We start from the raw sequence: 26193 nt of genomic DNA, 5'->3' as shown, positions 1-26193 counted from the left end.
GTGGGGCACGGCTTCCACGAGCGCGGAATGATCCGGAGTGCGCTCGGGTTATACCCCTGCAGGTATACGATCAACCCCACTGGAGGGACACAGCAGATGGCCACCACCAAACTCGGCGCGACGGACTTCGAAGAGACCGTCGCCAGCAACGACATCGTGTTCGTGGACTTCTGGGCGTCCTGGTGCGGCCCGTGCCGTCAGTTCGCCCCCACCTACGAGAAGGCGTCGGAGGCCAACCCGGACATCGTCTTCGGCAAGGTCGACACCGAGGCCGAGCAGGCGCTGGCGAGCGCGGCGAACATCACCTCGATCCCGACGCTGATGGCCTTCCGCGAGGGCGTGCTCGTCTTCGCGCAGCCCGGCGCGCTGCCGCCGCAGGCCCTCGACCAGGTGATCACCGCGGTCAAGGACCTCGACATGGCCGAGGTCCACGCCGCCGTCGCCGCCCAGGAGAACGGGAGCGCCCAGTGAGCGAGGCGGTCGCGCGCACCGCGTCGTACGCCCTGGGCACCACCGTCCCCCGCCCCTACGGCGAGACCGTGGAGGCGGTGCGGGCGGCGCTCGGCGAGCAGGGCTTCGGCGTGCTCACCGAGATCGACATCGCGGCCACGCTCAAGGCGAAGCTCGACGTCGACGTGCCCGCCCAGGTGATCCTCGGCGCGTGCCGTCCCCCGCTCGCCCACGCGGCCCTGCAGGCCGAGCCGTCCATCGGGTTGCTCCTGCCCTGCAACGTCGTGGTCCGCGCCCTCGACGACGACACCACCGTCGTCGAGGCCGTCGACCCGCAGACCATGGTCGCGATGACCCACAACGACGACCTCCAGGGCGTCGCCGACGACGCGACGACCCGGCTCCGCGCGGCACTCGCCGCGCTCACCGCCTGACACGGAAGAAGGAACAGCCATGGAACTGCCCCCCGAGGAGATGGGACCGGTCGTCAACCGGCTCAAGCGCGCCCAGGGCCAGCTGACCGGGGTCATCCGGATGCTCGAGGAGGGGCGCGAGTGCGAGGACGTCGTCACGCAGCTCGCCGCCGTGAGCCGGGCGCTGGACCGGGCCGGCTTCGCGATCGTCGCCTCCGGCCTGCGGCAGTGCATGGTGCAGGAGGGTGACGCCGCCGCGCTGGACACCAAGAAGATGGAGAAGCTGTTCCTCTCCCTGGCGTGAGGTGACCCGATGGACGCACACGAGTGGGACCGCCGGTACGCCGATAGCGAGCTGGTCTGGTCCGCGACCCCGAACCAGTTCGTCGCCGAGGACCTGGCCGGCCTGAAGCCCGGCCGCGCCCTCGACGTCGCGACCGGCGAGGGCCGCAACGCGCTGTGGCTCGCCGAGCAGGGCTGGGACGTCGCCGCCGTCGACTTCTCGATGGCCGGGCTCGACAAGGCCCGCACCCTCCAGGCACGGCACGAGCGCGGCCGCGACCTGCACGTGGACTGGGTGCACGCCGACGTGCTCGAGTACGACCCGGGCGAGCGTCGTTTCGACCTGGTCGTGCTCGCCTACCTGCAGCTGCCCGCGGAGCAGCGGCGCACCGCCGTACGACGGGCGTTCTCGGCGCTCGACGACGACGGCACGTTCTTCCTCGTCGCCCACGACAGCAGCAACCTGACCGAGGGCACCGGAGGCCCGCAGGACGCCACGGTGCTGTTCACCGCCGAGGAGGTCCTCGGCGACCTCGACGGGGAGCGGTTCGAGGTCGAGCGCGCGGAGCGGGTCACCCGCAGCGTCGTACCGGCGGCCGACCCCAACCACGAGCACGAGGGCGAGCCCGCCCGGACCGCGTACGACTGCCTGGTCCGGCTGCGGAAGCCCCCCGCCCTCTGACCCTCACCGGGCGCTCGGGGCGCTCAGCGGGGGGTGTCGCCGTTCTCGGTCGGCCGGGTCTCCTCGTCGTTCTCCTCGGCGGGGCCGGCCTCCTCGGCCTCGAAGTGCTGCTTCGCCTTGCGCAGCTGCTTGCGGAAGCTGAACGCCAGCACCACGACCGCGGCGGCGAGTGCGAGGAAGACCCCGAAGCCGAGCCAGCCCGGCTTGACGTCCTCGGGGTCCGGGCCCTGCTGGACGAGGGGCAGGACGACGGCCCACAGCGTGGTGCTCAGCGTGCTCATACCCCCATCCTCTCAAGTGCCTCGCGGACGCCGGCGAAGAGATCCGTCTCCGGCGTCTCCACGTCGACCAGCGAGCGCGCGAGCTCGTAGTCCTCGGTGGGCCAGGCGTGCTGGTGGACCTCGAGCGGGCAGGCGAACCAGGCACCGTCGGGGTCGATCTGGGTGGCGTGCGCGAGCAGGGCCCGGTCACGCACCGGGAAGTACTCCGCGCACGGCACCCGGGTGGTGATCCGGGCGGCGTGCACCGGGTCGGGCTTCCAGTCCGAGAGCCGCTCCTCGTAGGGGGAGGTCAGCCCGCGCACGATCATCTCGTCGTGCAGCGCCTGCGTGCGGTCCCGGTGGAACGAGTGGTGGTAGTAGAGCTTCAGCGGCTGCCACGGCTCGCCCGCGTCGGGGTACATCGTGGGGTCGCCGGCGGCCTCGAACGCCGCCACGCTCACCGTGTGGCACATGATGTGGTCGGGGTGCGGGTAGCCGCCGTTCTCGTCGTACGTGGTCATCACGTGCGGACGGAACTCGCGGATCAGCCGCACCAGCGGCTCGGCCGCCTCCTCGACCGGGACCAGCGCGAAGCAGCCCTCCGGCAGCGGCGGCTTGGGGTCGCCCTCGGGCCAGCCGGAGTCGACGAAGCCGAGCCAGTCCTGGCGCACGCCGAGGATCTCGCGGGCCGCCTCCATCTCCTGGCGCCGGATCTCGGAGATGTTCTCGAGCACGTCGGGGCGGTCCATCTTCGGGTTCAGGATCGACCCGCGCTCCCCGCCGGTGCAGGTGACCACGTGGACGTCGACGCCCTCCGCGACGTACTTCGCGGTGCTGGCGGCACCCTTGCTTGACTCGTCGTCGGGGTGGGCGTGGACGTGCATGAGGCGCAACATGCGGTCAATCCTAGAATGGGGTGGTGACCGACCTCGCGACCCGATACGGAACCGGACGCCGGTCACGCCGACCCCTCCTCGTCGCCGCGAGCGCGGTGCTCGCCGCGGTCTTCCTGGGGTGGCTGGTCTGGGTGATCCTCTACCACGGCCGCCCGCTCGTGCAGTCCGAGCTGGTGACGTACGACGTCCGCGGGCAGCACGCGGCGGAGGCCCGGGTGACCGTGGTCCGCCGCAGCGCCGACGTGGAGGCGTCCTGCCTGCTGCGCGCGTCGGCCTCCGACCACTCGGTCGTGGGCGAGCTGAGCTTCCCCGTGGGCCCGTCCGTCCCGGAGACGGCCACGCTGACCCGGGTGGTCCGCACCGAGCGCGAGGCCACCAGCGTCGAGCTCCTCGGCTGCGTGGCCGAGGGACAGGCCCAGCGCCGCTGACCCCCGCCCGGCCCGCGGAGATTGGGCCTTCACGGGGGCGGCTTGGTAAACTGATCTACTTGCCTCAACGACCCCGGTGGCACCATCACGGGGTCTCCCAACAAGCAGTAGGAGCACGACAAGTGACGCAGTCCAGCGAGCAGAACGTGATCTGGCTGACCCAGGAGGCGTTCGACAAGCTCCAGGAGGAGCTCGAGCACCTGCGCGGCCCCGTGCGCAGCGAGGTCGTTGCGAGGATCAGCGCTGCCCGCGACGAGGGCGACCTCAAGGAGAACGGCGGCTACCACGCCGCCCGCGAGGAGCAGGGCAAGACCGAGGCCCGCATCCGCCAGCTCGAGGACATGCTCCGCCGCGCCGAGGTCGGCGAGACCCCGGCCGACGACGGCGTCGTCGAGCCCGGGATGAAGGTGACCACCCGCTTCGTCGGCGACGACGACACCGAGACCTTCCTGCTCGGTGCGCGCGAGATGGCCGACACCACCGACGACCTCGAGGTCTTCTCCCCGCAGTCGCCGCTCGGCGCGGCCATCATCGGCTTCAAGAAGGGTGACACCGTCACCTACGAGGCGCCGAACGGCAAGGAGCTCAAGGTCGAGATCGTCGAGGCGGTGCCGTACACCGGCTGACCCCTCACCTCTCCAGACACGGTCGCCCGTGTCGGCGGACGCCCAGCGTCCTGCCGGCACGGGCGACCTGTCTGTTCCGGGACGTACGGCGGCCCGGACCTCCCCGACGACTTACCCGGCCCGCGGGGCCCTACTCGGAGACGCGGTAGCCGCGCTCGCGGAGCCGGGCGAGCACCCGGTCGGCGTGCGCGGTGCTCCGGGTCTCCACCTGCATCGCCACCTCCACCTCGTCGAGGTTGAGGTTGGGTGCCGTCCGCTCGTGCACCACGTCGAGCACGTTGGCCTCGACGTCGGCGAGCTCCTGGAGCAGCTTCGCGAGGCCGCCGGGCAGGTCCGGGATCCGGACCCGGAAGAACAGGTAGCGGCCGGCGGCGGCCATGCCGTGCCGGATCACGCGCATCAGCAGCAGCGGGTCGACGTTGCCGCCGGACAGCACCGCGACCGCGGGGGTCTCGAACCTGTCCGGGTGGTCGAGCATCGCGGCCACCGCGGCGGCGCCGGCGGGCTCCACGACCAGCTTGGCGCGCTCGAGCAGCATCAGCAGCGCGCGCGAGAGGGACTCCTCGCTCACGGTGACGATCTCGTCGACGTACTCCTGGATCGCGTGGAAGGGCACCTCTCCGGGGCAGCCGACCGCGATCCCGTCCGCCATCGTCGACATCGACCTCAGCGGCACCGGGTGACCCTCCGCGAGCGAGCGGACGTAGGCCGCCGCGCCCTCCGCCTGGATCCCGACGATGCGCACGTCGGGCCGCATCGCCTTCACCGCGGTGGCGATCCCGGCGACCAGCCCGCCGCCACCGGTCGGCACCAGCACGGTCTTCACGTCCGGGCACTGCTCGAGGATCTCGAGGCCGCAGGTGCCCTGCCCCGTGACGATGTCGACGTGGTCGAAGGGGTGGATCAGCACGGCGCCGGTGTCCGCGGCGAACGCCTTCGCCTGCACGAGCGCCTCGTCGACGCTGCTGCCGTGGAAGCGGACGTCCGCGCCGTACCCGCGGGTGGCCTTCTCCTTGGGGATCGGCGCCCCCTCGGGCATGAACACGGTGGCCTTGATCCCGAGCAGCTGCGCGGCCAGTGCCACGCCCTGGGCGTGGTTGCCGGCGCTCGCCGCGACGACGCCCCCGGCGCGCTCCTCCTCCGACAGCCGGCACATCCGCAGGTACGCGCCGCGGATCTTGAACGAGCCGGTGCGCTGGAGGTTCTCGCACTTGAGGAACACCGGGCCCCCGACGATCGCCGAGAGCCAGCGGGACTCCTCCATCGGGGTCTCGATCGCCACGCCCCGGAGGACGTCGCGGGCCTCCTCGATGTCGGCGAGGGTGGGCTGCGGGACGCCCGTCTTCGCGGCGCTGTCGGTGCTCATGGCGCACACCCTAGTGCCGGGGGTCCGCGGCGCTCCCGCGGGCACGTCGGCAAGATCACACCCGCGATGGCCGAAACAACTTGCGTGACACATGCAATCTGAAGGATGCTTGGCGCATGCAACCTGACCCCGGCTCGCCGTACTCCGAGCCCGCCACCGCCGAGGAGGCGGTGATCCTCACCCTGATGAGTCTCGGCCGGCGGCTGCGGCAGCGCCAGCCCGGCGACCAGCTCGACCTGCCGGCCCTGATCCTGCTCAAGACCCTGCTCCACCAGGGTCCGCTGCGGCTCTCGACGCTGGCCTGCCACATCGAGCTCGACGCCTCCACGGTCAGCCGGCAGGTCCGCCAGCTCGAGGACCGCGGCCTCGTCGAGCGCACCGGCGACCCCGACGACGGGCGCGCCAGCCGCGTCGCCGTCTCCGACCTCGGCCGGACGCTGCTCGAGGAGGGCGCCGCACGCAGCCGCGCCACCGTGTCGGGCCTGCTGGCGAGCTGGGACGACGCGGAGCGCGAGCAGCTGCGGGTGCTCCTCGCCCGCCTCTACGCCGACCTCAGCACCTCCCCCGCGCCCGGCACAGCCCCGGCGCCCACCACCCCCGTGAACACCTTGGAGACCTCGTGACCCCCGACAAAGACGGCTACCTGAGCCACCGGCAGATCCTGGTCGTGATGGGCGGCCTGATGGTCGGCATGTTCCTGTCCGCGCTGGACCAGAGCATCGTCGGCACCGCGCTGCCCCGGATCACCAGCGAGCTCGGCGGCCTCGACAAGCTGTCCTGGGTGGTCACGGCGTACCTGCTCACCGCCACCGCCTCCACCCCGCTGTGGGGCAAGATCTCCGACCTGTACGGGCGGCGGCTGCTGTTCCAGATCGCGATCCTCACCTTCGTGGTCGGCTCGCTGCTGGCCGGGTTCTCCCAGAACATCGAGCAGCTGATCGCCTTCCGCGCCGTCCAGGGCCTCGGCGGCGGTGGCCTGATGGCGCTCGCGATGGCCACGATCGGCGACATCATCCCGCCGCGGGAGCGCGGCCGGTACCAGGGCTACTTCGCGGCCGTGTTCGGCACCTCGTCGGTGCTCGGCCCGGTCCTCGGCGGCTGGTTCGCCGACGGCCCCGGCTGGGAGTGGATCTTCTTCATCAACGTGCCGATCGGCATCGTCGCCCTGGTCGTCACCTCCGCCGCCCTGAAGATCCCGCACGTGCGACGGGACCACACCATCGACTACCTCGGCGCGGCCACCGTGGTCGCGGCGGTCTCCTCCTTCCTGCTCTACACCGCCTGGGCCGGGCCGGACCTCGGCTGGACGTCGGGGACCGCGGTCGGGCTGCTCGTCGCCGGCGCCGTGCTGACCGCGCTGTTCGTGCTGGTCGAGACCCGGGCGAGCGAGCCGATCATCCCGATGCGGCTGTTCGGCAACTCGATCTTCACCATCGCCAACGTGTTCGGCTTCCTGATCGGCGTCGCGATGTTCGGGGCGATGATCTTCATCCCGGTCTACCTGCAGGTCGTCGACGGGATGAGCCCCACCGAGTCGGGGCTCGCGATGATCCCGATGGTGGTCGGCATCTTCACCACCTCGATCACCGCCGGTCGGCTGATGAGCCGCAACGGCCGCTACAAGATCTACCCGATCCTCGGCGCGAGCGTGGTGATCGTGGCGCTGCTCCTGCTCGCGACGCTCGACAGCACGACGCCGTACTGGTTCGCCGGGCTGGCGATGTTCGTCATGGGCCTGGGCCTCGGCCTCACCATGCAGGTGCTGATCGTGGTCGTGCAGAACTCCGTGGACCGCTCCGACATGGGCGTGGCCACCTCCTCGGTGGCGTTCTTCCGCCAGATGGGCGGCTCGTTCGGCACCGCGCTGTTCGGCGCGATCCTGTCGAGCCGGCTCGCGGTGCACATGGCGGACGCGCTGGCCGGGCTGCCCGCGGGGCAGACACCGCCGGCGGGGAGCACGGACGACATCGCGAACAACGTGCAGGCGATCCAGGCCCTGCCCGAGCCGCTGCACGGGCTCGTGACGGGCGCCTTCAGCGACGCGCTGCGGGACATGTTCCTCACCGCCGTACCTCTGGTGGCCGTGGCGCTCGCCGTCGCGTTCTTCCTCAAGGAGGTCCCGCTCGGCACGCGTCAGGCGCCCGCGGACGACGGCGCGCCCGCTCCCGCGGAGCCGGCCGTCACGCACTGACGGCTACCTCGCCGCGGTCGGCCCGGTGCCGATCGCGGCGAGGACGTCCTCGAGCGCGTGCAGCGAGTGGCCGGAGACGAGTACGTCGACGTACGGCAGTGCGGCGGCCATGCCGCCGACCAGCGGCTCGTAGCGCTCGGCGGCCGAGCGCGGGTTGACCCAGACCACCCGGTGGGCGAGCCGGGACAGCCGGGCCATCTGCTCCCCGAGCAGCGCCGGGTCGGCCCGCTCCCAGCCGTCGGAGACGATCACCACCACCGCGCCGCGCGCCATGCCCCGGCGGCCGTGGACGTCGACGAAGGTCTTCAGCGCCTCGCCGATCCGGGTGCCGCCGGACCAGTCCGGGGCCGCCTCGGTGGCCCGGGCCAGGGCCACGTCGGGGTGCCCGGTGGCCAGCGCCCGGGAGAGCCGGGTCAGCCGTGTCGCCATCACGAACGCCTCGGCCCCCGCGCCGCGCACCGCCCCCTGGAGCAGCTGCAGGTAGACCCGGGAGTACGCCTCCATCGACCCCGAGACGTCGGCGATCAGCACGACCCGGCGGCGCTGCGTGCGCCGCCGGCGGTACTCACGGCGCACCGGGTCGCCGCCGGTCCGGTGCGAGTGGCGCAGGGTCCGGCGCAGGTCCAGCCGGCGGCCGCTCGCCGCGCGCACCGTCCGCCGGGCCCGCCGCCGCGGGGCCACCACGCGGAGCTCCTCGACCAGCCGGCGCAGGGTGGCGAGCTCCTCGGCGGTGTACTCGGCGAAGTCCTTGTGCCGCAGCCGCTCCTCGACGCTCGCCGTCACCAGCACCCGCGCCTCGTCGTCCTCCCCCTCCCGCGGCTCACCGGCCGCGGACGTGGGGGTCGGTACGTCGGACCCGCCCTCCGGCGCCCCCTCGCGCGGGCGGACCCGGGGCCCCGCGCGGCGGCGCTGCGGGAGCGTGGGCGCGGCGGTGTCCCCACGGTCCGCGGCGACGTCCGCCAGGCCACCGAAGACCTGCCGGAACACCACGTCGAAGGCATCGAGCTGGTCATGCTGGTCGACCAGCGTCACGCGTGCCAGCCAGTAGAGCTCGTGCACGGCGCCGGGCCGGGCGATCCCCACGGCGGCGGCGAACCGGGCCGACCGCTCCGGGCTGGCCGGCACCCCGGCCTCCCGCAGCAGGGCGCCGAACCCGGCCGCGAGGCCGGCCAGGTCCGGGGCGAGCCGCTCAGTCACCGCCGGCCACCCAGGCCACGCCGCGGTCCACCGCCACGTCGAGGTCCTCGCGGTACTTCAGGGCGGACCCGAGCGTGCCGCCCAGGACGGCGGGGTCGAGCCGGGACACCCCGAGCAGGGACAGCGCCCCCACCCAGTCGATCGCCTCGGCGACCCCGGGCGGCTTCTGCAGGTCGAGGCTGCGCAGCCGCTGCACGGCCCCGGCCACCCCGACGGTGAGCTCCTCGGCTGCGGACGGCACGTGCAGGCGGATGATCTCCGCGGCCCGCGCGACCCCGGGGTAGTCGATCCAGTGGTAGAGGCACCGACGCTTCAGCGCGTCGTGCAGGTCGCGCGTGCGGTTCGAGGTGAGCACCGCCAGCGGCGGCACCGCGGCCTTGACCGTCCCGATCTCGGGGATCGTGATCGCGCCCTCCGCGAGCAGCTCGAACAGGAACGCCTCGAACTCCTCGTCGGCCCGGTCGACCTCGTCGATCAGGAGCACCACCGGCAGCGGTCCCGGGTGCCGCACCGCCTGGAGCAGCGGCCGCTCCACCAGGTAGTCCGGCCCGAACAGGTCGGACTCGCGCAGGTGCGTCCCCTCGGCCTCCGCGAGCCGGATCGCCAGCAGCTGCCGGGGGTAGTTCCACTCGTACAGCGCCTCCGCGGCCTCGATCCCGTCGTAGCACTGGAGCCGGACCAGCGGCGTGCCCAGCATCCGGGCCAGCGACTTGGCGGCCTGGGTCTTGCCGACCCCCGCCTCCCCCTCGAGCAGGATCGGCTGGGGCAGCCGGACGGCGCAGAACAGCGCGGTCGCGAGCCCCTCGTCGGTCAGGTAGCCGGTGCTCTCCAGCCCCGCGCGGAGGGTGGCGATGTCCGGGACCAGGCGCGTGAGGTCGCTCCCCCCACCGCCCACGGGAAGGTGCCGGGTCACGAGGCGAGGTACCCGCCCGGGTCGGCCGCGAACGCCCGCAGGCAGCCGGTCCCGCAGAACCAGTACCGCACGCCGTCGTGGTCCAGGTGCAGCGACGTCTCCACGGTCGCCACCGTCATCCCGCACACCGGGTCGGTCGCCGTACCGGTCTGCTCGGCCGCCTCCGGCGTCTCGGCGGTGCGCCCCTCGACCGGGCGGCCCGAGGTACGGCGGCGCTCCGCGACGATCTCGGCCAGGATCGACAGCGCCACCTCCTCGGCGGTGCGCGCGCCGATGTCGAGCCCGGCCGGGGTGTGCACCCGTGCCCGCGCGACCTCGTCCACGTCGAGGGAACCGACCACGGCCTCACCGCGCTTGCGGCTGGCGACCAGGCCCACGTAGGCCACCCCGCTCCGCAGCGCCTTCTCGAGGGCCTCCTCCTCGTCCCGGCCGTGCGAGGCGCAGACGACGGCGGCCGCCTCGGCGGGGTCCGCGCCGGCACCCGCCCGCACCTGGTAGCCGAGCCGCTCGCCCAGGGAGGCGAGGGCGGCCGCGATCGGGCTCTCCCCGTGCACCACCAGCAGCGGTGCCGGCACGACCGGCTCCAGGAAGATCTCGAGCGTCCCGCCCGACAGGCAGGGGTTGTGCACGGTCAGCCGGTCCGCGCGGGGCGCCTCCTGCTCCGGCTCCGGCGTCGGGCTGATCCGCAGCAGCAGCGGCTCCCCGGAGTCGAGCAGCGCGATGCCCTGCGCGCGCACCGTCGACTCCGCGCAGGTCCCTCCGACGAAGCCCTCGATGGTGCCGTCGGCGAACACGATCGCCTCGTCGCCGGGCTTGGCCGACGTGGGCCGCTCCGCGAGCACCACGGTGGCGTGCACGTAGGGCACCCGCTCGGCCCGCAGGTCGGCGGCGCGACGCTCGACGTCGGGTCTGCTCACTGCACCGCCAGATCCGTGCGCATCGGCCGGCCCTGCATCGCCATCCACACGTTGGCCGGGGTCAGCGGCATGTCCGCGTGCCGCACGCCGTACGGCTCGAGCGCGTCGATCACCGCGTTCACGACCGCCGGCGGCGAGCCGACGGTGGCGGACTCGCCGATCCCCTTCAGTCCGAGGGGGTGGTGCGGCGACGGGGTCACCGTCTCCCCCGTCTCCCAGCTCGGGCACTCCATCGAGGTCGGCAGGAGGTAGTCCATGAAGGAACCGCCGACGCAGTTGCCGTCCTCGTCGAACGCGATCACCTGCATCAGCGCCATGCCCACGCCGTCGGCGAGGCCGCCGTGGACCTGCCCCTCGACGATCATCGGGTTGACCCGCGGGCCGCAGTCGTCGACCGCGATGAACCGGCGCACCGTCACCTGCCCGGTGCCCGAGTCGACGTCGACCACGCAGATGTAGGCGCCGAACGGGTAGGTCAGGTTAGGCGGGTCGTAGACCACCGACGCGTCGAGGTGGCCCTCGACGCCCTCGGGCAGCTCGAGCGTCCCGTGCGCCAGCATCGAGACCTCCGCGATCGTCTTGCCCTGGCTCGGGTCGCCCTTGACGTACCAGCGGCCCTGCTCCCACTCGAGGTCGTCGGTGCTGCACTCCAGCGCGGCCGCGGTGATCACCCGGGCCTTGTCCCGGACCCGCTGGGCGGCCACCGCCGCAGCCGCGCCGGACACCGGGGTCGAGCGCGAGCCGTAGGTGCCGAGCCCGAACGGCGTGTTGCTGGTGTCGCCGTGGATCACGTCGATGTCCTCGGGCGGGATGCCGAGCTCGTGGGAGACGATCTGCGCGAAGGTGGTCTCGTGGCCCTGGCCCTGGGTCTGCACGGAGAGCCGCAGCTGCGCCTTGCCGGTCGGGTGCAGCCGGAGCTCGCAGCCGTCGGCCATCCCGAGGCCGAGGATGTCCATGTGCTTGCGGGGTCCCGCGCCCACGCCCTCGGTGAAGAAGCTGATCCCGATCCCCATCAGCTCGCCGCGCTCCCGCTTCTCGCGCTGCTCGCGCCGCAGCTCGTCGTACCCGGCGATCTCCATCGCCTTCTTCAGGGCCCGCGGGTAGTCGCCGGAGTCGTACTCCCAGCCGGTCTTGCTGACGTAGGGGAACTGCTCGGGCCTGAGCAGGTTCTTCAGCCGGAGCTCGGCGGGGTCGGCTCCGAGCTCGTCGGCGAGCAGGTCGACCATCCGCTCGACGAGGTAGACGGCCTCGGTGATCCGGAACGAGCAGGCGTAGGCCACCCCGCCGGGCGCCTTGTTGGTGTAGACGCCGGTCACCTTGCAGTAGGCGGCCTCGAGGTCGTAGCTGCCGGTGAAGATGTGGAAGAAGCCGGCCGGGAACTTGGTGGGCTGCGCGGTGCCGTTGAAGGCCCCGTGGTCGGCGAGTACGTCGACCCGGACCCCGAGGATCCTGCCGTCCCGGGTCGCGGCGATCTCGCCCTTCATGTGGTAGTCGCGGGCGAACGAGGTGGACATCAGGTTCTCGCCCCGGTCCTCGACCCACTTGACCGGCTTCCCGGTGAGGATCGAGCCGACCACCGCGAGCACGTAGCCGGGGTAGATGCCGACCTTGTTGCCGAAGCCGCCGCCGATGTCCGGGGAGATGATCTGGATGTTGTGCTCGGGGATCCCGGCGACCAGCGCGTAGATCGTGCGGTGCGCGTGCGGCGCCTGGTTGGTCGACCAGACCGTGAGCCGGCCGGTCACCCGGTCCATGCTGGCGATGGTGCCGCAGGTCTCCATCGGCGCCGGGTGCACGCGCGGGTAGAGCATCTCCTGGGTGACCACCACGTCGGCGGCGGCGAACACCTCGTCCGCGCGCGCCTTGTCGCCGGCCTCCCAGTCGAAGATGTGGTTGTCGGTGCGCCCCTCGACGTCGTCGCGGATCACCGGCGCGTCCGGGTCGAGCGCCTTGCGGGCGTCCACGACGGGCGGCAGGTCGTCGTACTCGACGTCGATCAGCTCGAGCGCGTCCCGGGCGGAGTACTTGTCCTCGGCGACGACCATCGCCACCTCCTGGCCCTGGAAGCGCACCTTGTCGGTGGCGAGGACGGCCTGCACGTCGGCGCTCAGCGTCGGCATCCAGGCGAGGTTGAGCGACTCGAGGGTGGCCCCGGTGATGACCGCCCGCACCTTCGGGTGCGCCTCCGCCTGGCTGGTGTCGATCGACACGATCCGGGCGTGCGCGACGGGGCTGCGCAGGATCGCGGCGTGCAGCATGCCGGGGACGACGAGGTCGTCGAGGTAGTGCCCCTGGCCACGCAGGAAGCGGGCGTCCTCCTTGCGGAGCATCCGGCCGAAGCCGATCGGGTTGCCCGCCGGGCTGGTGGTGGACGGGGCGGTGTGCTGGGTGCTGGTCATGCCTGGACCTCCTGGGAGGCGTCCTGCGCCGTGGTCGGCTCCCCGGGGTGCCGGGCTGCCCACCGCACCGCGCGCACGATGTTCTCGTAGCCGGTGCACCGGCACAGCTGGCCGGAGATCGCCTCGCGGATCGTGGCCTCGTCGGGGTCCGGCTGGTGGTCGAGCAACCACCGCGCGGTCATCATCATCCCCGGCGTGCAGAAGCCGCACTGGAGGCCGTGCTCCTCCATGAACCCCTGCTGCACGGGGTCGAGCCTGCCGTCGACCTCGAGCCCCTCGACCGTGCGCACCTCGTGCCCGTCGGCCATCACCGCCAGGACCGTGCAGCTCTTCACCGGCCGGCCGTCGAGCCACAGCACGCACGTCCCGCACTGGGAGGTGTCGCAGCCCCAGTGCGTGCCGGTCAGCCCGAGGTGGTCGCGGACGAAGTGCACGAGGAGGAGCCGCGGCTCGACGTCCGCGGTCACCTCGTTGCCGTTGACGGTCATCGTCACATGCATGGTCACGCCCTTCCTTCCGCACGGGCCACGGACTGCCGCAGGACGCGCTGCGTGAGCTCGCCGGCGAGGTGGAGCTTGTACTCGACCGGGCCGCGCTGGTCGGCGCGCGGGTTGCACGCCTGCGCCGCGAGCCGGCCCGTCTCCGCGAGGTGCTCCTCGGTCGGCTCCTTCCCGACGAGGTAGGCCTCGGCCTCCTCGGCGCAGAAGTGGGGCGCGCCGAGCGCGGTCAGGCCGATGCCCACGTCGGCGACGACGCCGTCCCGGAGGACGACGTACGCCCCGGCCGCGGCGGTCGCCCAGTCCCCCGACTTGCGCTTGACCTTGGTGTAGGCGCTGGTCGCCCCGGGCCGGATCGGCACCCGCAGCTCGGTGAGCATCTCCGCGTCGCCGAGCACGGTCTCGTAGGGGCCGGCGTGGAACTCCCGGGCCGGCACGGTGCGGGTGCCCTGCGAGGAGCGGAGCACGACGCTCGCCTTGAGCGCGGAGCCGACGGCCGCGAGGTCCTCGGCCGGGTCGGCCTGGCAGAACGAGCCGCCCACCGTGCCCCGGTTGCGCACCGGCGGGTCGGCGATCAGCCGCTCGGCGTCGTGGAAGATCGTGTAGTGCTCCCCGACCACGGGAGAGTCGAGCACCCCGGCGTGACGGGTCATCGCGCCGATGCACAGCTCGCCGCCCTCGACCTTGACGTAGTCGAGGTCGGTCAGGTCGTTGATGTCGATGACGCACTCCGGCTGGGCGAGCCGGATCCGCATCATCGGCAGGAGGCTGTGTCCTCCCGCGATCAGTCGGGACTCGGGGCCGAGGCGCTCGAGCAGCTCGAGGGCGTGCTCGACGCTCGTGGCCCTGGCGTAGTCGACGGGTGCGGGTGTCTGCACGCGGTACTCCCCTCGGAGCGGCACAGTGCCGGGTCGTTCCCCCGGGACCCGAGACGAGGCCGTGTGCCTGCCAGTGTGCCCCGCGGCACCACCCCTGACAACCGTCCGGCGTCCCCTCGCCGGACCTGGCCGTCACGCCGTGTCCGGGGGTCCGCTCACCTCGGTGGGGGCGGGCTCCGCGTCGACCGCGGAGTAGCTCGCCAGGTACTGCGCGACCGCGTTCAGCGCGGCCACCAGCGGTACGGCGACCAGGGCGCCGGCGATCCCGGCGACGAGCACGCCCATGCCGATCGCGACGATGACGCCGAGCGGGTGCACGGACACGAACCGGCCGAGCAGGAACGGCTGGAGCACGTGCGCCTCGATCTGCTGCACCACGATCACGCCGGCCAGCATCAGCAGCGCGACGATCGGCCCCTGCGCGACCAGCGCGACCAGCACCGCGACGGAGCCGGACAGGGTCGCGCCGATCATCGGGATGAACGCGCCGAGGAAGACGAGCACGCCGATCGCCGTCGCGAAGGGCACCTTGAGCACGATCGCGACCAGCATGATGCCGACCGCGTCGACGAACGCGACGAGCACCGTGGCCCTCACGAACTGGGTCAGCGAGCGCCAGGCCACCCGGCCGGAGGCGTCGGTGCGGACCCGGGCCGCGCGCGGGAACAGGCGGACCACCCAGGCCCAGATCCGGGTCCCGTCCGCGAGGAAGAAGTAGGAGGCGAAGAGCACGATGAAGATGCCCGCGATGATGTGGCCGATCGTCGTACCGACCTCGGTCACGCGGGAGACGATCTCGTCGTTGGAGTTGGTGACCAGGTCCTGGGCGGCCTTGATATAGCCGTCGATCTGCGAGTCGCTGGCCTGCAGCGGGCCGTTCTTCAGCCACCAGCGGATCTCCTCGAGACCGGTGACCACCTGCTTGGCGAGGTCCTCGGCGCCCTTGGAGACCTGGGTCCCGACGAAGGTCAGGGCCAGCACCACCGCCGCCAGGCCGCCGACGACCACCAGCCCGGAGACCAGCTTGCGGTGCAGGCCGGCGCGCACCGCGAGCTCGACCAGCGGGCTCGCGAGCGCGGTGATCAGCATCGCGACCACCAGCGGCAGGAAGATCACCGAGAACCGGTCCACGAGCCACAGCAGCACCCAGCCCGCGGCCGCGATCACCAGGAAGCGCCAGGCCCAGGCCGCGGTCAGGTCGACGGCCCACGGCACCTGCGCCCGGCTGAAGTTCGAGGGGCCGGCATCGATCCGCGGCTCGGCCTGCGCCTCCTGCTGCCGCTCGGCGCGCACCTGCGACCACTGCTGCGCGAACTGGGTCGCGAACCGCTCGGCGAACCGGTCCTCGGAACGGCGCCGCCGGACCTCGCGCAGCTTGTCCATGCCACCGGACATGCGCTTCCCCACTCCCATGGGCGACAGCGTATGTGACCGCCCTAGCGGAGCAGGGCGAGAAGCCGGTACGCCGCCTCGGGGTGTCGCTCGGCGAGCAGTCCGGCCGGCGCGAGCACGTACTCCCGGTCCACCACGACCCGGGGCGCGACCGGCAGCTGCCAGCCCCCGGGCACCTCCCCGACCACCGAGCCGAGCAGCCGGTCGGTGACCTCGGCCGGGTTGTTGCGCAGCACGCCTCCGGAGCCGACGAGCAGGTCCACCTCGCGCAGGTCCTTGCCCGATCGCTCGACGACCCGGCCGTCCGGTCCGAACACGACCTGCTGCCGCCCGGCGTGCCGCCGCAGCGCGACCGCCACGGCCGCGGCGGCGAGCGCCTCGTCGACGGCGGTCTCCTCGGGGGTGTCCGGCAGGTACGACGGGTCGGCGTGGCGTACCTCGGCGGCACGCTCGAGCATGTCCGCGTGCTCGGCCGGGAGCACGTCCGCGGCCAGCCCCTCCTGGACCGTGGACACCGCGCTCCAGCGCATGCCGAGGTCGCCCTCGACGGTGCGGGTGACCGGGACGGTGGCGACCACCTGCCGCGAGAGGCCGGCGTCCTCGGGGTCCAGCTCGACCACGGAGTGCACGTCGGTCGTCGCGCCGCCGATGTCGACCACCACCACGTCACCGGCGCCGGGGTGCTCCTCGTCGAGGCCGTGCGCGAGCAGCTCGACCGCGGTGAGCACCACGTCGGGGGTGGCGCCGCGGACCATCGCGGTGAAGTCGGCCCGCTGCGACAGGTGCTTGCCGCCGATCACGTGGCGCAGGAACATCTCGCGGATCGCGGCGCGTGCGGAGTCCGGGGCGAGCACCCCGATCTGCGGCACCACGTTGGCCGCGAGCACGTACGGCGTCCCCGCCCCGTCGAGCAGCGCGGCCACCTCGGGCTGGGCCTCGACGTTCCCGGCCACCACGACCGGGCCCGGCCAGGGCGCCTCGGCCAGGGTCCGGGCACAGGACAGCAGCACCTCGGCGTTGCCGCCGTCGGTCCCGCCGACCAGCAGGACCACGTCGGGGCGGCTGCGGGTGAGCTCCTCCAGCGACGCCGGGCTGAGTCCGCCACTGGCGACGTGCACCACCCGGCCGCCGCTCGACAGCGCGACCCGGCGCCCCGCCTCCGCGGTGACCAGCTCCTCGTTGCCCACCACGCCGATCCGCAGACCCCCGCCCGCGGACGAGCAGGCGAGCACCCGCGCCCTCCGCGCCTTCGGCTCCACCGCGCACAGCTGCTCGAGACAGGCGTCCCAGCCGTCGAGCACGTCGGTGTCGATCGTCGTCCGGTGGCTCGCGGTCGCGACCAGCTCCCCGGTCCGCACCTCCACCAGCGCCGCCTTCGTGAACGTCGACCCGAAGTCGACGCAGGCGATCAGCACGGCGACGCGTCGGCCGGCGGGTCGACCGGCGGAGCGCCGGCGGGCGGCGCAGCCGTGGTCGGGCCTGGCGGGAGGCCGAGCGCAGCGAGGCCGGATGGTAGGCAAGCCGCTCGCCGGTGAGCAGCCGGTCGGCCGACCGACGCCGCCGCCACCCGCGCGGTCACGCCAGGGCCTGGTCCAGGTCGGCGATCAGGTCCTCGACCGTCTCGATGCCGACGCTGAGCCGGATCAGGTCCGCGGGCACCTCGAGGTCGGTCCCGGCCACCGAGGCGTGCGTCATCCGGCCCGGGTGCTCGATCAGCGACTCGACGCCGCCGAGGGACTCGCCCAGGGTGAACACCGTGGCCCTGGCGCAGGTGTCAAGGGCCTTCTGCTCGCCGGCGTGGAGGCGGAAGGAGACGATGCCGCCGTACCGCTTCATCTGCCGGCTCGCGACCTCGTGGCCGGGGTGCTCCTCGAGGCCGGGGTAGATCACCTGCGACACGGCCGGGTGGTCCTTCAGGAACGCGACGACCCGCTCGGCGTTGTCGCAGTGCCGGTCCATCCGGATGCCGAGGGTCTTGAGCCCGCGCAGCACGAGCCAGGCGTCGAACGGCCCGGCGACCGCGCCGATCGAGTTCTGGTGGAAGCCGACCTTCTCCGCGACCTCGAGGTCCTTGACGACGAGCGCGCCGCCGACCACGTCGGAGTGCCCGCCGCAGTACTTCGTGGTCGAGTGCACGACGACGTCGGCACCGAGGCTCAGCGGCTGCTGGAGGTACGGCGACGCGAACGTGTTGTCCACCACGAGCAGGGCACCGGCCTCGTGCGCGACGGCGGCGATCGCCTCGATGTCGGCGACGTTGAGCAGCGGGTTGGTCGGCGTCTCGACCCACACGATCCTGGTCCGGCCGGGCTGGATCGCCGCCCGCACGGCGTCGACGTCAGCGACCTGGGCGGGCGTGTACTCGAGGCCCCAGGGCTGCTCCACCTTCGCGAACAGCCGGTAGGTGCCGCCGTACGCGTCGTCGGGGATGACCACGTGGTCGCCGGGCTTGCACAGCGCCCGCAGCAGGGTGTCCTCGGCCGCGAGGCCGCTGGCGAAGGCGAAGGCGCGTTCCCCCTGCTCCAGCGCGGCGAGGCAGCCCTCGAGCGCGGTGCGGGTCGGGTTCGCGGAGCGGGAGTACTCGTAGCCCCCGCGCATGCCGCCGACGCCGTCCTGCTTGTAGGTGCTGGTCGCGTAGATCGGCGGGATCACCGCACCGGTCATCGGGTCCGGATCGTAGCCCGCGTGGATCGCGCGGGTCTCGAAGCCCGCCGCCTTCTCGGTGTCTGCCTGGGTCTGTTCGCTCACCCGGCTGAGCCTAGACCGCGACGGCGGGCCGGGCGACGTGCCCCGTGGCGGCACCGCCGGGAAGGTTCCGCGAGCCGGCGGCGTTGGAGCGGGTGACAGACTCGAGAACGTCCCGTCGCGAAGGAGCCGCAGGTGCTGTTCAACCGTCACAAGCAGGAGATCCCGACCGCTGACGAGGCCCTGCCCGGCCGTCCCGAACGTCCCTTCGCGCTGGCGCCCCGGCACCTCGTGCTGGACGCCCCGCTGGTCACCGACGAGAGCAACATCCCCGACGGCCACCAGGTCGCGCTGTTCGGGCTCGGCTGCTTCTGGGGCGCCGAGGAGGTCTTCTGGCAGATGCCGGGCGTGTGGTCCACCTCCGTCGGGTACGCCGGCGGCACCACGCCGAACCCGTCGTACGAGGAGGTCTGCAGCGGCCGCACCGGGCACACCGAGGCGGTCCGCGTGGTCTTCGACCCGGCCACGGTGTCGTACGGCGACCTCGTCAAGGCGTTCTACGAGTTCCACGACCCGACCCAGGGCATGCGCCAGGGCAACGACGTCGGCACGCAGTACCGCTCGGCGATCTACACCTTCAGCCCCGAGCAGGAGCGGGTGGCCCGCGAGCTGACCACGGCGTACGAGCCGGTGCTCGCGCAGCGCGGCTACGGCCCCATCACCACCGAGATCAAGCCGGCGCCGACGTACTACTACGCCGAGGACCACCACCAGCAGTACCTGGTGAAGGTCCCGAACGGCTACCGCTGCCACTCGGCGACCGGGGTCCCGTTCCCGGCCGGGGTCTGACCGCCGGGTCGGAGAAACCTGCTGCCCGCTGTCGGATCCGGCTGCCGCCGTTCGTGGAGTAGAAGTAGAGGCGGACACCGGGTCCGCGACTGACACGAGGAGCAGACATGACCGAGTACCTCATCTACTTCAACCAGCAGTGGGTGGGCGACCACAGCGAGGAGTGGTTTCGCGCCCGCGGGCCGCTCGGGATGGCGGTCGTGAACGAGATGAAGGCTGCTGGCGTGTACGTGTTCGCCGGGGGACTGGAGGAGGAGGACGGCCCGGTCTTCAGCGCTGACGCGACCACCGGCACGTTGACGTTCACCGACGGGCCCTACGTCGAGACCAAGGAGTTCCTGGGCGGGCTCACCGTGGTGGACGTGGCCGACGAGGAGGCCGCCAAGATGTGGGCCGGCAAGGTCGCGGAAGCGTGCGGCTGGCCACAGGAGGTTCGCCGGTTCAAGCCGCTGCCCGACACCCGGTAATGAGGCACGCGTAGCGCGCTACGTGCCCTCGGTGCGCACCACGTCGAGGTTCCGGAAGACCGGTGGCGCATCCGTCAGCTCGGCCATCTTCTCGGCGAACTCGGTGGTGCGGGGGTCCTCGGAGTTCTTCATCGCGGCGTCGAACGAGTCGAAGCTCACCATGGTGACGTAGGCACCCGGCTTGTCCCTGTCCGCGGTCATGACCAACCAGTTGTAGCCCCGCTCGGGGTAGCGCTCACGCCACTCGTCGTTGAACTTCTCCATCTCGTCGAACTTGGACGTGGTGAACTCGATGAGCTGGACGAATGCGGACATCGGTGATCCCTCCCTGGGGTCCACGGAGTCGACGGACCCGGAGTCCCGGGGCTCCCTGGGCTGCGACGCTACGCCGCCCCCGCGAGAGCGGCCATAGTCCGCCCGGGCGAGCCCGGAGGCGCGTCGAGTCAGGCGTGGGCGGTCGTCGCGGCCCGCCGTACCGGCATCACGGTGGGTGACGCGTCGCGCCGCAGGAAGTCGAGCAGGATCGTGTTCACCAGGTCCGGCTTCTCCATCGCCGCGACGTGCGAGGCGCCGGGAATGACCGCGAGCTCGGCGTCCGGGATGGCGCGGTAGACCGCGACCGTGTGCTCGAGGCTGATCACGTCGTCGTCCCCGACCATCACCAGCGTGCGCGCCCGCACCGCGCCCAGGTCGGCGAGCGGGAGCTGCGGCTCGGCCCGCCACATGCTCGTCACCTTCTCGAACACCACCGGCCAGTGCTCCGGCCCGTCCGGCGACACCGCCTCGTAGACCGCGCGGAACGGGTGGAACTCCGGACTGTCGGCCGGCAGCCGCGCGACCTCCGCGAACTGCGGGACGTACGCCGCCACGTCGACGTTCACGCCGATCAGCACGAGCTTGCGCACCAGGTCGGGCCGCGCGAGGGCGAGCATGACCCCCACGATCGCGCCGTCGCTCCACCCCACCACGTGCACCGGCGCCCCGATCGCCTTGTCGACGAACCGCGCGAGGTCGTCCGTCATCGTCCGGTACGACAGCGGTCCCTCGACGTCGGGCGTGTGCCCGTGCCCGCGGCGCTCGGGCGCGACCACCCGGAAGTGCGCGGCGAGCGGGTCGAGCTGCGCTCCCCAGGACGCGTTGGTGTCCAGGCCGCCGTGCAGCAGGACCAGCGGCTCGCCGGTCCCCCGCGTCTCGTACCACATGTGCACAGGACCGATGTCGACGTAGTCGCCCATGTGCGGCACCCGCCTCTCGTCTCAGGGGCGCCCGGAACCGAGCGCGCCCGGTCATCTCCACCGTCGCACCCGCGACGGGGGCGGCACAGGGGCAGAGGTCCCGTGCCGCACGACCGCAGCGACGTGCACTTCCGCCGCGCAGATGCGACCAATCGGGCCATACCGGACAGCTGCGGGCCCGACTGCACGTCCGAACGGCGGGGCCTGAGTCAGCCGGCGTCGACCCACGCGGTGCCGGCGGGCCGGGCCGTCGCGGTCCCGCCGGTGAGCTCGGCGAGCACCGCGGGGAGCAGGTCTGCGGCGTCGGCCGGTACGGCGGTGCGCAGGGTGGCCGCGGCGCCGTACTCCACGCCGAGCACCACGACGTCGCGGCCGCGCAGCGCGTTCTCCAGCCTCCCCGCGTCCGCGTGGTCCACCACCACGTTGTACAGCTCCAGCAGCCGGCGCTCGAGCACCCCGGCCTCGTCGAGGCCGGCCCGAACAGCGTCGGAGTACGCGCGGACCAGCCCGCCGGCCCCGAGCAGGACGCCGCCGAAGTAGCGCGTGACCACCGCGACCACGTCGCTGAGCTCCCGGCCGCGCAGCACCTCGAGCATCGGGGCGCCGGCGGTGCCGGACGGCTCCCCGTCATCGCTGGAGCGCTGCACCTGCGCATCCGGGCCGAGCACGAAGGCCGAGCAGTGGTGCCGGGCGTCCCAGTGCTCCTTGCGCGCCCGCTCGACCACGGCGCGGGCCTCGTCCTCGGTGGTCACCGGCTCGACCCGGCACAGGAACCGGGAGCGCTTCACCTCGGTCTCGGCGACCGCGGGGCGGGCCACGGTGCGGTACGACGTGACGGGCTCCACCGGATCAGCCGAGCCAGGCCCGGACGACGTCGTAGCCGATCTTGAGCGTGAACGCGCCGACCACCCCGATGAACACGACGCGGACGAAGCGGGCGCCGCGCGCCACCGCCGTGCGGGCGCCGAGGTAGCCGCCGACCAGGTTCGCGCCCCCGACGACGAGCCCGATCTTCCACAGCACCGCGCCCTGCGGGATGAATACGCACAGCGCCGCCACGTTCGTGGCCCAGTTCGCGATCCGGGCCTTCGCGGAGGCCTCGAGGAAGCTGTAGCCGAGCAGCCCGACCAGGGCGAAGACGAAGAACGAGCCTGTCCCCGGGCCGAGCGCGCCGTCGTAGAAGCCGATCACCGCCCCGGCCACCATCGCCGCGAGCGTGTGGTGGTGCCCGGCGAAGCGCAGCTCGGTGACGTGGCCGATGGACGGGCGCAGCAGCGTGTAGGCGCCGACCAGGACGAGCACCACGAGGATGATCGGGTAGAACGCCTGCTTCGGGATGCTCGAAGCGACGACGGCACCCGCGGCCGACCCGCAGAACGCCAGCACCATCAGTGGAACGAAGGTCCGCGGGTCCGGCCGGACCCTCCGGTAGTAGGTCATCGAGCTGACCGTCGTACCGCAGACCGACCCGAGCTTGTTCGTGGCCAGGATCTGCACCGGCGAGGCTCCGGGGAGCCCGATCACCAGCGCGGGCAGCTGGACGAGACCGCCGCCGCCGACGACCGCGTCGACCCACCCGGCGAGGAGGCCGGCGAGCCCGAGCAGCACCAGGGTCCACAGTGACGGGTCGTCCACCCGGTGAACCCTAACCGGCTCAGGTGAGCAGCAGCTCCTCGCGCCGTACGTCGAGGGCGGCGCGCTCGCGGGCGAGGTCGCGGATCTTTCGGTCCAGCGCACCCAGGGCCTGCTCCACCTGGCCCAGCGCCTGCCCGACCCGGGCCGCGGCGTCCTGGATCCGGGACCGGACCGCCATGTCGCTGAAGATGTTGTCGAACCAGACGTCGAAGGTGCGCATCATCTGGTCGACCTGGACGCCGCGCACCTCGGGCAGGTGTACGTCGGCCAGCTCGCGGGAGAACGCGGCCAGCGCGAGGTCCGCGCGGCGGAGCAGCTCGGTGGCGCGGTCGACCTTCTCGTACTTCATCATGTCGGTCAGCAGCCCTCCCCCGCCGAACGCGTCCCACGTGGACCACGAGCCGGCGCTGCCGAGCATCGCCGACGCCTGCGACAGGAGCTCGTGGGCGACCCGGCCGGCGTCGTGCGCCTCGCGCGCCTCCCGGTCCAGCGCCTCCAGCTCACCGCGGCGCTCGGCGATCTCGGCCAGCGGCGCGGCCCGCTCGGCGTCGTGCTCGGCGAGCCAGGCCTCCTTGGCCGCGACGGCCTGCTGGTACTGCGTCTCGACGTCGCCGAGCTCCGCCAGCCGGCTCTGCAGCGCGGCGCGGTCTCTCGTGATCGAGTCGCGGCGGGCCTCCGCCTCGGCCACCGCGTAGCGGGCGGCCTCCCGCTCCGCGCTCTCCCGGTCGAGGTCGGCGGCGTGCGAGCCCTTCAGCACCGCCCACGCCTTGGTGGGCGAGAACGACTCCAGCTTCTCGACGTCGGCGGTCTCCACCTGGAGCCGCTGCCGGAGCTCGGCCACCCGGTTCTCGAGGTCGTGCAGGTGCGGCACGGAGCCCTCGAGCCGCTGCCTGAGCTGGGCGTGCTCGAGCCGTGCGGCCGCGGCCCGCTCGAGCTGTTCCTGTACCTGGTGCGCGTCGGTCACGCGCTCACCCTAGGTGGTGGCGCCCCCTGACGAGGCCCTCTTACGGCATCCCGCGGCGGTGGCCGGCCGGCCGGTCCAGGCGCGGGGGCGTGGCCCGTGTTCAGCGAACGTTCAGCCGCGGCTGCCTACCCTCGAAGATCCGAGCACATGCGGAGCCCGACGAGGTCCGGCACCCCGAGCGGAGGGTCGATGGACGTGATCACGGGAGGGACGGGCCAGGTGGCCGGAGGGACCCGCCCGCAGACCGGCCCGGCGCTCGAGACGCACGGCCTGACCCGTTCCTACGGTGCTCGCGTGGCGGTGGACTCCGTCGAACTGCTCGTGGAGCGCGGCGTCGTCCTCGGCCTGCTCGGGCCGAACGGCGCCGGCAAGACCACGCTGATCCGGATGCTGTCGACCGTGCTGCGCTGCGACGCCGGGAGCTTCCGGGTCGCCGGCGTCGCGCACACCGACCCTGTGCGGATCCGGCGCGCCGTGGGGGTGCTGCCGGAGAGCGCGGGCTACCCGCGCGGCCAGACCTGCGAGGAGTGGCTGACGCTGCACGCCCGGCTCTTCGGCGTCCGGCGACGCGACGCCCGCGCGCTCGCCGCCCGGCTGCTCGGCGAGGTCGGTCTGGAGGACCGGCGTCGGTCCCTGATCGCCGGGCTGAGCCGCGGCATGCGGCAGCGGCTGGGCATCGCCCGGGCCCTGGTGAACGACCCCGAGGTCGTGTTCCTGGACGAGCCCACCCTGGGGCTCGACCCGTTCGGCCAGCGGCAGGTGCTGGACCTCGTCACCCGCATCGCCCGCGAGCACGGCGTCACCGTCGTGCTCAGCACACACGTCCTCGACGAGGTCGAGCAGATCTGCGACCGGGTGGTCATCTTGAACCGTGGCCGGGTCGTCGCGGACGGGACGATGGCCGAGGTGGTACGCCGGGCAGCCGCCCCCCGCGAGGGTCGGCTGGAGGTCCCCGCGGACCACCGGGCCCGGGCGCTGGACACCCTGGCCGCGCACCACGTCCCGGCCGAGCCCGGCGCCAACGGCCACCTCGGCATGGTCCGGCTGGAGCTGCCCGGCGACGTCGCCCCCGAGGACTCCTCCGCGGCCGCGCTGCGCTGCCTGCTCGACGCCGGCGTCCCGGTGCTCGGGTTCTCGGTCGAGGGCGGCCGGCTCAGCGACGCCTTCCTGCGGGTCACGCGGGGCGACGGCGATGAGTGAGGCCACGCGCACCCGCCCCGCGACGACGGCGGCGGCCGAGTCCCCCTGGCTGGTGATGGCGGAGCAGGAGCTGCGCGACCTGTGGCTCTCCGGGCGCGGCCTCGCGGTGATGCTGGCCCACACGACGTTGCTGAGCATCACGACGTACCTCATCGCGACCAACCAGGAGCTGAACTTCCTCGAGCAGCGCGAGGCGGTCGCCCTGACCGTCCAGGTGACCGTCGCGGTCGGCGGCCTCCTGGTGGTGCTGGTGGCGGCCGACGCCGTGAGCGGGGAGCGGGAACGCGGCACCCTCGAGACGCTCCTGCTCACCCCGGTCCCCCGCCGCTCGCTGCTCATCGGCAAGGGCGTCGCCGCGATGTCGCTGTGGTTCGGCGCCTTCCTGCTGGCGCTGCCCTACCTGTGGTGGATCGGCCGCGACGTCGGCACGTTCGGCAGCGCGGCCGCCGGCACCTTCCTCGCCGGCACCCTGCTGGCTCTGTTCCTGACCGGCGTCGGGCTGCTGGTCACGACCTTCTCGCAGTCCAACGGGCTCAGCCTGGCGCTCAGCTTCTTCCTGCTCCTCGGGCTCTACGCGCCCCACCAGCTGCCGGCCGAGGCCTCGCGAGGCTGGGCCGGGGAGACGCTGCTGAAGCTGGACCCGTTCACGTCCGCCCTGCTGTACCTGGAGCGGCTCGTCATCAACGCCCACACGCTGACGCAGGACCTGCCGCTGCTCGTCGTACCGGCGCTGGCCGCGGCCGGGATCCTGACCCTCGCCCTGGCCCTCGCCGGGCGACTCTCTCTCCTCCCGAGGAGTGGCTGATGCGGACCCTGCCGGCCCGCCTCGGGCTCCTCGCGGCCACCCTCGCCGCCCTGCTCCCGCTGGGGTTCGCCGGCGGCGCGGCGGCGCAGTCCGAGCCGGCGGCACCGGCGGTCGAGGTGCGGCTGGACCAGGACGCCGCCACGGCCGGCCCCGGCGAGAGGATCTCCTTCGAGTCGACGGTCACCAACGCCTCGGAGCTGGCGCGGACCGGGCTGGTCGCCCACCTGAGCATCCTCACGACCGATCCGGACGTGTACGTCGACCCCGAGGACTGGTCCGCCCAGCGCACCCAGTACGTCGACGAGCTCGCACCGGGTGCGTCCACCACCCTGACCTGGGACGTGCAGGCGGTGACCAGCGGCCCGCTCGTCCTGTTCGTGTCGGTCACCGGCGAGGCCGCCGGCCCGGTGGCCTCGAGCGGCCCCCTGGACCTCACGGTCGGCGGGCAGCGCGAGGTCGACTCGGGGCAGGTCCTCGGCCTGGTCCTGTGGACGCCGGCCGGCGTCCTCGCCCTTCTCGGCGCGACGCTCGTGCGTCGACGCCGTCACCGGTAGCGTCCTACGAAA

The 26193-nt window shown here is 72.9% G+C and carries 30 protein-coding genes; 13 read left to right on the top strand and 17 right to left on the bottom strand.

Annotated features, from left to right (window positions below; translation table 11 throughout):
• Window positions 1-96: 96 nt before the first annotated feature.
• The 4 genes from trxA to K1X13_RS10630 are packed head-to-tail and all read left to right on the top strand — an operon-like array spanning window position 97 to window position 1827.
• The gene (gene trxA, locus K1X13_RS10645) at window positions 97-471 is read left to right on the top strand and encodes a thioredoxin (RefSeq protein ID WP_221025043.1); all 375 of its coding nucleotides are present in this window, start codon (window positions 97-99) and stop codon (window positions 469-471) included.
• Window positions 468-884, top strand: coding sequence for a DUF302 domain-containing protein (locus tag K1X13_RS10640; RefSeq protein WP_221025042.1), 417 nt, complete (start codon window positions 468-470; stop codon window positions 882-884). Before trxA ends, K1X13_RS10640 begins: the two co-directional genes overlap by 4 nt.
• Window positions 885-903: 19 nt before the next feature.
• Entirely contained in the window at window positions 904-1167 is a 264-nt protein-coding gene (locus K1X13_RS10635) for a metal-sensitive transcriptional regulator (RefSeq protein ID WP_221025041.1), read from the top strand.
• A gap of 9 nt (window positions 1168-1176) precedes the next feature.
• Window positions 1177-1827, top strand: a complete 651-nt coding sequence (locus tag K1X13_RS10630; protein ID WP_221025040.1) for a class I SAM-dependent methyltransferase — start codon at window positions 1177-1179, stop codon at window positions 1825-1827.
• A 23-nt stretch (window positions 1828-1850) separates the two neighbouring features.
• Here K1X13_RS10630 and K1X13_RS10625 read toward each other — a convergent pair whose 3' ends face one another.
• Together K1X13_RS10625 and mca are read right to left on the bottom strand one after the other, a co-directional pair.
• Window positions 1851-2108 (bottom strand): hypothetical protein, encoded by a 258-nt coding sequence (locus tag K1X13_RS10625; protein ID WP_221025039.1) that lies wholly within the window; start codon window positions 2106-2108, stop codon window positions 1851-1853.
• The gene (gene mca, locus K1X13_RS10620; protein ID WP_221025038.1) at window positions 2105-2983 is read right to left on the bottom strand and encodes a mycothiol conjugate amidase Mca; all 879 of its coding nucleotides are present in this window, start codon (window positions 2981-2983) and stop codon (window positions 2105-2107) included. The genes K1X13_RS10625 and mca overlap by 4 nt, the downstream gene beginning before the upstream one ends.
• A 23-nt stretch (window positions 2984-3006) precedes the next feature.
• On the opposite strand from mca, the gene K1X13_RS10615 reads away from it, so the two are divergent.
• Both K1X13_RS10615 and greA read left to right on the top strand, forming a co-directional pair.
• Entirely contained in the window at window positions 3007-3411 is a 405-nt protein-coding gene (locus K1X13_RS10615; RefSeq protein WP_221025037.1) for a DUF4307 domain-containing protein, read from the top strand.
• A gap of 122 nt (window positions 3412-3533) precedes the next feature.
• On the top strand, window positions 3534-4037 hold the full coding sequence (gene greA, locus K1X13_RS10610; protein WP_221025036.1) for a transcription elongation factor GreA: 504 nt from the start codon (window positions 3534-3536) through the stop codon (window positions 4035-4037).
• A gap of 130 nt (window positions 4038-4167) precedes the next feature.
• Here greA and ilvA read toward each other — a convergent pair whose 3' ends face one another.
• Window positions 4168-5403 (bottom strand): threonine ammonia-lyase, encoded by a 1236-nt coding sequence (gene ilvA, locus K1X13_RS10605; protein ID WP_221025035.1) that lies wholly within the window; start codon window positions 5401-5403, stop codon window positions 4168-4170.
• Window positions 5404-5519: 116 nt separating this feature from the next.
• Between ilvA and K1X13_RS10600 the strand changes: the two genes are divergently transcribed.
• Window positions 5520-6026, top strand: coding sequence for a MarR family winged helix-turn-helix transcriptional regulator (locus K1X13_RS10600; RefSeq protein ID WP_221025034.1), 507 nt, complete (start codon window positions 5520-5522; stop codon window positions 6024-6026).
• Window positions 6023-7594, top strand: coding sequence for an MDR family MFS transporter (locus K1X13_RS10595; RefSeq protein ID WP_308249503.1), 1572 nt, complete (start codon window positions 6023-6025; stop codon window positions 7592-7594). The genes K1X13_RS10600 and K1X13_RS10595 overlap by 4 nt, the downstream gene beginning before the upstream one ends.
• Window positions 7595-7597: 3 nt before the next feature.
• Here the strand turns inward: K1X13_RS10595 and K1X13_RS19695 are convergent, their stop codons facing one another.
• The 9 genes from K1X13_RS19695 to K1X13_RS10550 all read right to left on the bottom strand — a co-directional run bounded on the left by K1X13_RS19695 (window position 7598) and on the right by K1X13_RS10550 (window position 18535).
• Complete coding sequence (locus K1X13_RS19695) at window positions 7598-8791, bottom strand: vWA domain-containing protein (protein ID WP_221025033.1); 1194 nt, start codon at window positions 8789-8791, stop codon at window positions 7598-7600.
• Window positions 8784-9704, bottom strand: a complete 921-nt coding sequence (locus tag K1X13_RS10585; protein WP_308249502.1) for an AAA family ATPase — start codon at window positions 9702-9704, stop codon at window positions 8784-8786. Before K1X13_RS10585 ends, K1X13_RS19695 begins: the two co-directional genes overlap by 8 nt.
• Entirely contained in the window at window positions 9701-10621 is a 921-nt protein-coding gene (locus K1X13_RS10580) for an XdhC family protein (RefSeq protein ID WP_221025032.1), read from the bottom strand. Before K1X13_RS10580 ends, K1X13_RS10585 begins: the two co-directional genes overlap by 4 nt.
• On the bottom strand, window positions 10618-13020 hold the full coding sequence (locus tag K1X13_RS10575; protein ID WP_221025031.1) for an aerobic carbon-monoxide dehydrogenase large subunit: 2403 nt from the start codon (window positions 13018-13020) through the stop codon (window positions 10618-10620). The genes K1X13_RS10580 and K1X13_RS10575 overlap by 4 nt, the downstream gene beginning before the upstream one ends.
• Entirely contained in the window at window positions 13017-13520 is a 504-nt protein-coding gene (locus K1X13_RS10570) for a (2Fe-2S)-binding protein (RefSeq protein WP_221026011.1), read from the bottom strand. The genes K1X13_RS10575 and K1X13_RS10570 overlap by 4 nt, the downstream gene beginning before the upstream one ends.
• 2 nt (window positions 13521-13522) lie before the next feature.
• Window positions 13523-14395: an FAD binding domain-containing protein gene (locus K1X13_RS19690; protein ID WP_221025030.1), complete on the bottom strand. Its 873-nt coding sequence runs from the start codon at window positions 14393-14395 to the stop codon at window positions 13523-13525.
• A gap of 132 nt (window positions 14396-14527) precedes the next feature.
• Window positions 14528-15808, bottom strand: coding sequence for an AI-2E family transporter (locus K1X13_RS10560; protein ID WP_221025029.1), 1281 nt, complete (start codon window positions 15806-15808; stop codon window positions 14528-14530).
• Window positions 15809-15831: 23 nt separating this feature from the next.
• Entirely contained in the window at window positions 15832-17202 is a 1371-nt protein-coding gene (locus tag K1X13_RS10555) for a glutamate mutase L (RefSeq protein ID WP_221025028.1), read from the bottom strand.
• Window positions 17203-17362: 160 nt separating this feature from the next.
• Window positions 17363-18535 (bottom strand): cystathionine gamma-synthase, encoded by a 1173-nt coding sequence (locus tag K1X13_RS10550; protein WP_221025027.1) that lies wholly within the window; start codon window positions 18533-18535, stop codon window positions 17363-17365.
• Window positions 18536-18667: 132 nt separating this feature from the next.
• Between K1X13_RS10550 and msrA the strand changes: the two genes are divergently transcribed.
• Both msrA and K1X13_RS10540 read left to right on the top strand, forming a co-directional pair.
• Window positions 18668-19321 (top strand): peptide-methionine (S)-S-oxide reductase MsrA, encoded by a 654-nt coding sequence (msrA, locus tag K1X13_RS10545; protein ID WP_221025026.1) that lies wholly within the window; start codon window positions 18668-18670, stop codon window positions 19319-19321.
• 107 nt (window positions 19322-19428) lie between these two features.
• The gene (locus tag K1X13_RS10540; RefSeq protein ID WP_221025025.1) at window positions 19429-19788 is read left to right on the top strand and encodes a YciI family protein; all 360 of its coding nucleotides are present in this window, start codon (window positions 19429-19431) and stop codon (window positions 19786-19788) included.
• A gap of 18 nt (window positions 19789-19806) precedes the next feature.
• Here K1X13_RS10540 and K1X13_RS10535 read toward each other — a convergent pair whose 3' ends face one another.
• The 5 genes from K1X13_RS10535 to K1X13_RS10515 form a co-directional block, all read right to left on the bottom strand.
• Window positions 19807-20103 (bottom strand): hypothetical protein, encoded by a 297-nt coding sequence (locus K1X13_RS10535; RefSeq protein ID WP_221025024.1) that lies wholly within the window; start codon window positions 20101-20103, stop codon window positions 19807-19809.
• A 128-nt stretch (window positions 20104-20231) separates the two neighbouring features.
• Complete coding sequence (locus K1X13_RS10530; RefSeq protein ID WP_221026010.1) at window positions 20232-21023, bottom strand: alpha/beta fold hydrolase; 792 nt, start codon at window positions 21021-21023, stop codon at window positions 20232-20234.
• A 209-nt stretch (window positions 21024-21232) separates the two neighbouring features.
• Window positions 21233-21868, bottom strand: coding sequence for a YigZ family protein (locus K1X13_RS10525; protein ID WP_221025023.1), 636 nt, complete (start codon window positions 21866-21868; stop codon window positions 21233-21235).
• Window positions 21869-21872: 4 nt separating this feature from the next.
• Window positions 21873-22658: a sulfite exporter TauE/SafE family protein gene (locus K1X13_RS10520; RefSeq protein WP_221025022.1), complete on the bottom strand. Its 786-nt coding sequence runs from the start codon at window positions 22656-22658 to the stop codon at window positions 21873-21875.
• A gap of 19 nt (window positions 22659-22677) precedes the next feature.
• On the bottom strand, window positions 22678-23622 hold the full coding sequence (locus K1X13_RS10515) for a coiled-coil domain-containing protein (protein WP_221025021.1): 945 nt from the start codon (window positions 23620-23622) through the stop codon (window positions 22678-22680).
• 189 nt (window positions 23623-23811) lie between these two features.
• Between K1X13_RS10515 and K1X13_RS10510 the strand changes: the two genes are divergently transcribed.
• Genes K1X13_RS10510 through K1X13_RS10500 form a run of 3 tightly spaced genes read left to right on the top strand, consistent with a single transcriptional unit; the run spans window position 23812 to window position 26181 of the window.
• The gene (locus K1X13_RS10510) at window positions 23812-24822 is read left to right on the top strand and encodes an ABC transporter ATP-binding protein (RefSeq protein WP_221025020.1); all 1011 of its coding nucleotides are present in this window, start codon (window positions 23812-23814) and stop codon (window positions 24820-24822) included.
• Window positions 24815-25627: an ABC transporter permease gene (locus K1X13_RS10505; protein ID WP_221025019.1), complete on the top strand. Its 813-nt coding sequence runs from the start codon at window positions 24815-24817 to the stop codon at window positions 25625-25627. Before K1X13_RS10510 ends, K1X13_RS10505 begins: the two co-directional genes overlap by 8 nt.
• Window positions 25627-26181: a hypothetical protein gene (locus K1X13_RS10500; protein WP_221025018.1), complete on the top strand. Its 555-nt coding sequence runs from the start codon at window positions 25627-25629 to the stop codon at window positions 26179-26181. The genes K1X13_RS10505 and K1X13_RS10500 overlap by 1 nt, the downstream gene beginning before the upstream one ends.
• Window positions 26182-26193 lie beyond the last annotated feature (12 nt).

This window comes from Nocardioides jiangsuensis (assembly GCF_019679455.1).
Taxonomy (GTDB): domain Bacteria; phylum Actinomycetota; class Actinomycetes; order Propionibacteriales; family Nocardioidaceae; genus Nocardioides_C; species Nocardioides_C jiangsuensis.
Note: the sequence above shows the minus strand (reverse complement) of the source record. Positions and strands in the feature narration are given on the sequence as shown.

Coding starts and splice junctions, on each gene's coding strand:
- K1X13_RS10600 (WP_221025034.1), top strand. CDS start 5,520: ATGCAACCTGACCCCGGCTCGCCGTACTCCGAGCCCGCCACCGCCGAG.
- ilvA (WP_221025035.1), bottom strand. CDS start 5,403: ATGAGCACCGACAGCGCCGCGAAGACGGGCGTCCCGCAGCCCACCCTC.
- K1X13_RS10500 (WP_221025018.1), top strand. CDS start 25,627: ATGCGGACCCTGCCGGCCCGCCTCGGGCTCCTCGCGGCCACCCTCGCC.
- K1X13_RS10510 (WP_221025020.1), top strand. CDS start 23,812: ATGGACGTGATCACGGGAGGGACGGGCCAGGTGGCCGGAGGGACCCGC.
- K1X13_RS10630 (WP_221025040.1), top strand. CDS start 1,177: ATGGACGCACACGAGTGGGACCGCCGGTACGCCGATAGCGAGCTGGTC.
- mca (WP_221025038.1), bottom strand. CDS start 2,983: ATGTTGCGCCTCATGCACGTCCACGCCCACCCCGACGACGAGTCAAGC.
- K1X13_RS10530 (WP_221026010.1), bottom strand. CDS start 21,023: ATGGGCGACTACGTCGACATCGGTCCTGTGCACATGTGGTACGAGACG.
- K1X13_RS10625 (WP_221025039.1), bottom strand. CDS start 2,108: ATGAGCACGCTGAGCACCACGCTGTGGGCCGTCGTCCTGCCCCTCGTC.
- K1X13_RS10570 (WP_221026011.1), bottom strand. CDS start 13,520: ATGCATGTGACGATGACCGTCAACGGCAACGAGGTGACCGCGGACGTC.
- K1X13_RS10635 (WP_221025041.1), top strand. CDS start 904: ATGGAACTGCCCCCCGAGGAGATGGGACCGGTCGTCAACCGGCTCAAG.
- K1X13_RS10540 (WP_221025025.1), top strand. CDS start 19,429: ATGACCGAGTACCTCATCTACTTCAACCAGCAGTGGGTGGGCGACCAC.
- K1X13_RS10560 (WP_221025029.1), bottom strand. CDS start 15,808: ATGGGAGTGGGGAAGCGCATGTCCGGTGGCATGGACAAGCTGCGCGAG.
- trxA (WP_221025043.1), top strand. CDS start 97: ATGGCCACCACCAAACTCGGCGCGACGGACTTCGAAGAGACCGTCGCC.
- K1X13_RS10575 (WP_221025031.1), bottom strand. CDS start 13,020: ATGACCAGCACCCAGCACACCGCCCCGTCCACCACCAGCCCGGCGGGC.
- K1X13_RS10535 (WP_221025024.1), bottom strand. CDS start 20,103: ATGTCCGCATTCGTCCAGCTCATCGAGTTCACCACGTCCAAGTTCGAC.
- K1X13_RS10505 (WP_221025019.1), top strand. CDS start 24,815: ATGAGTGAGGCCACGCGCACCCGCCCCGCGACGACGGCGGCGGCCGAG.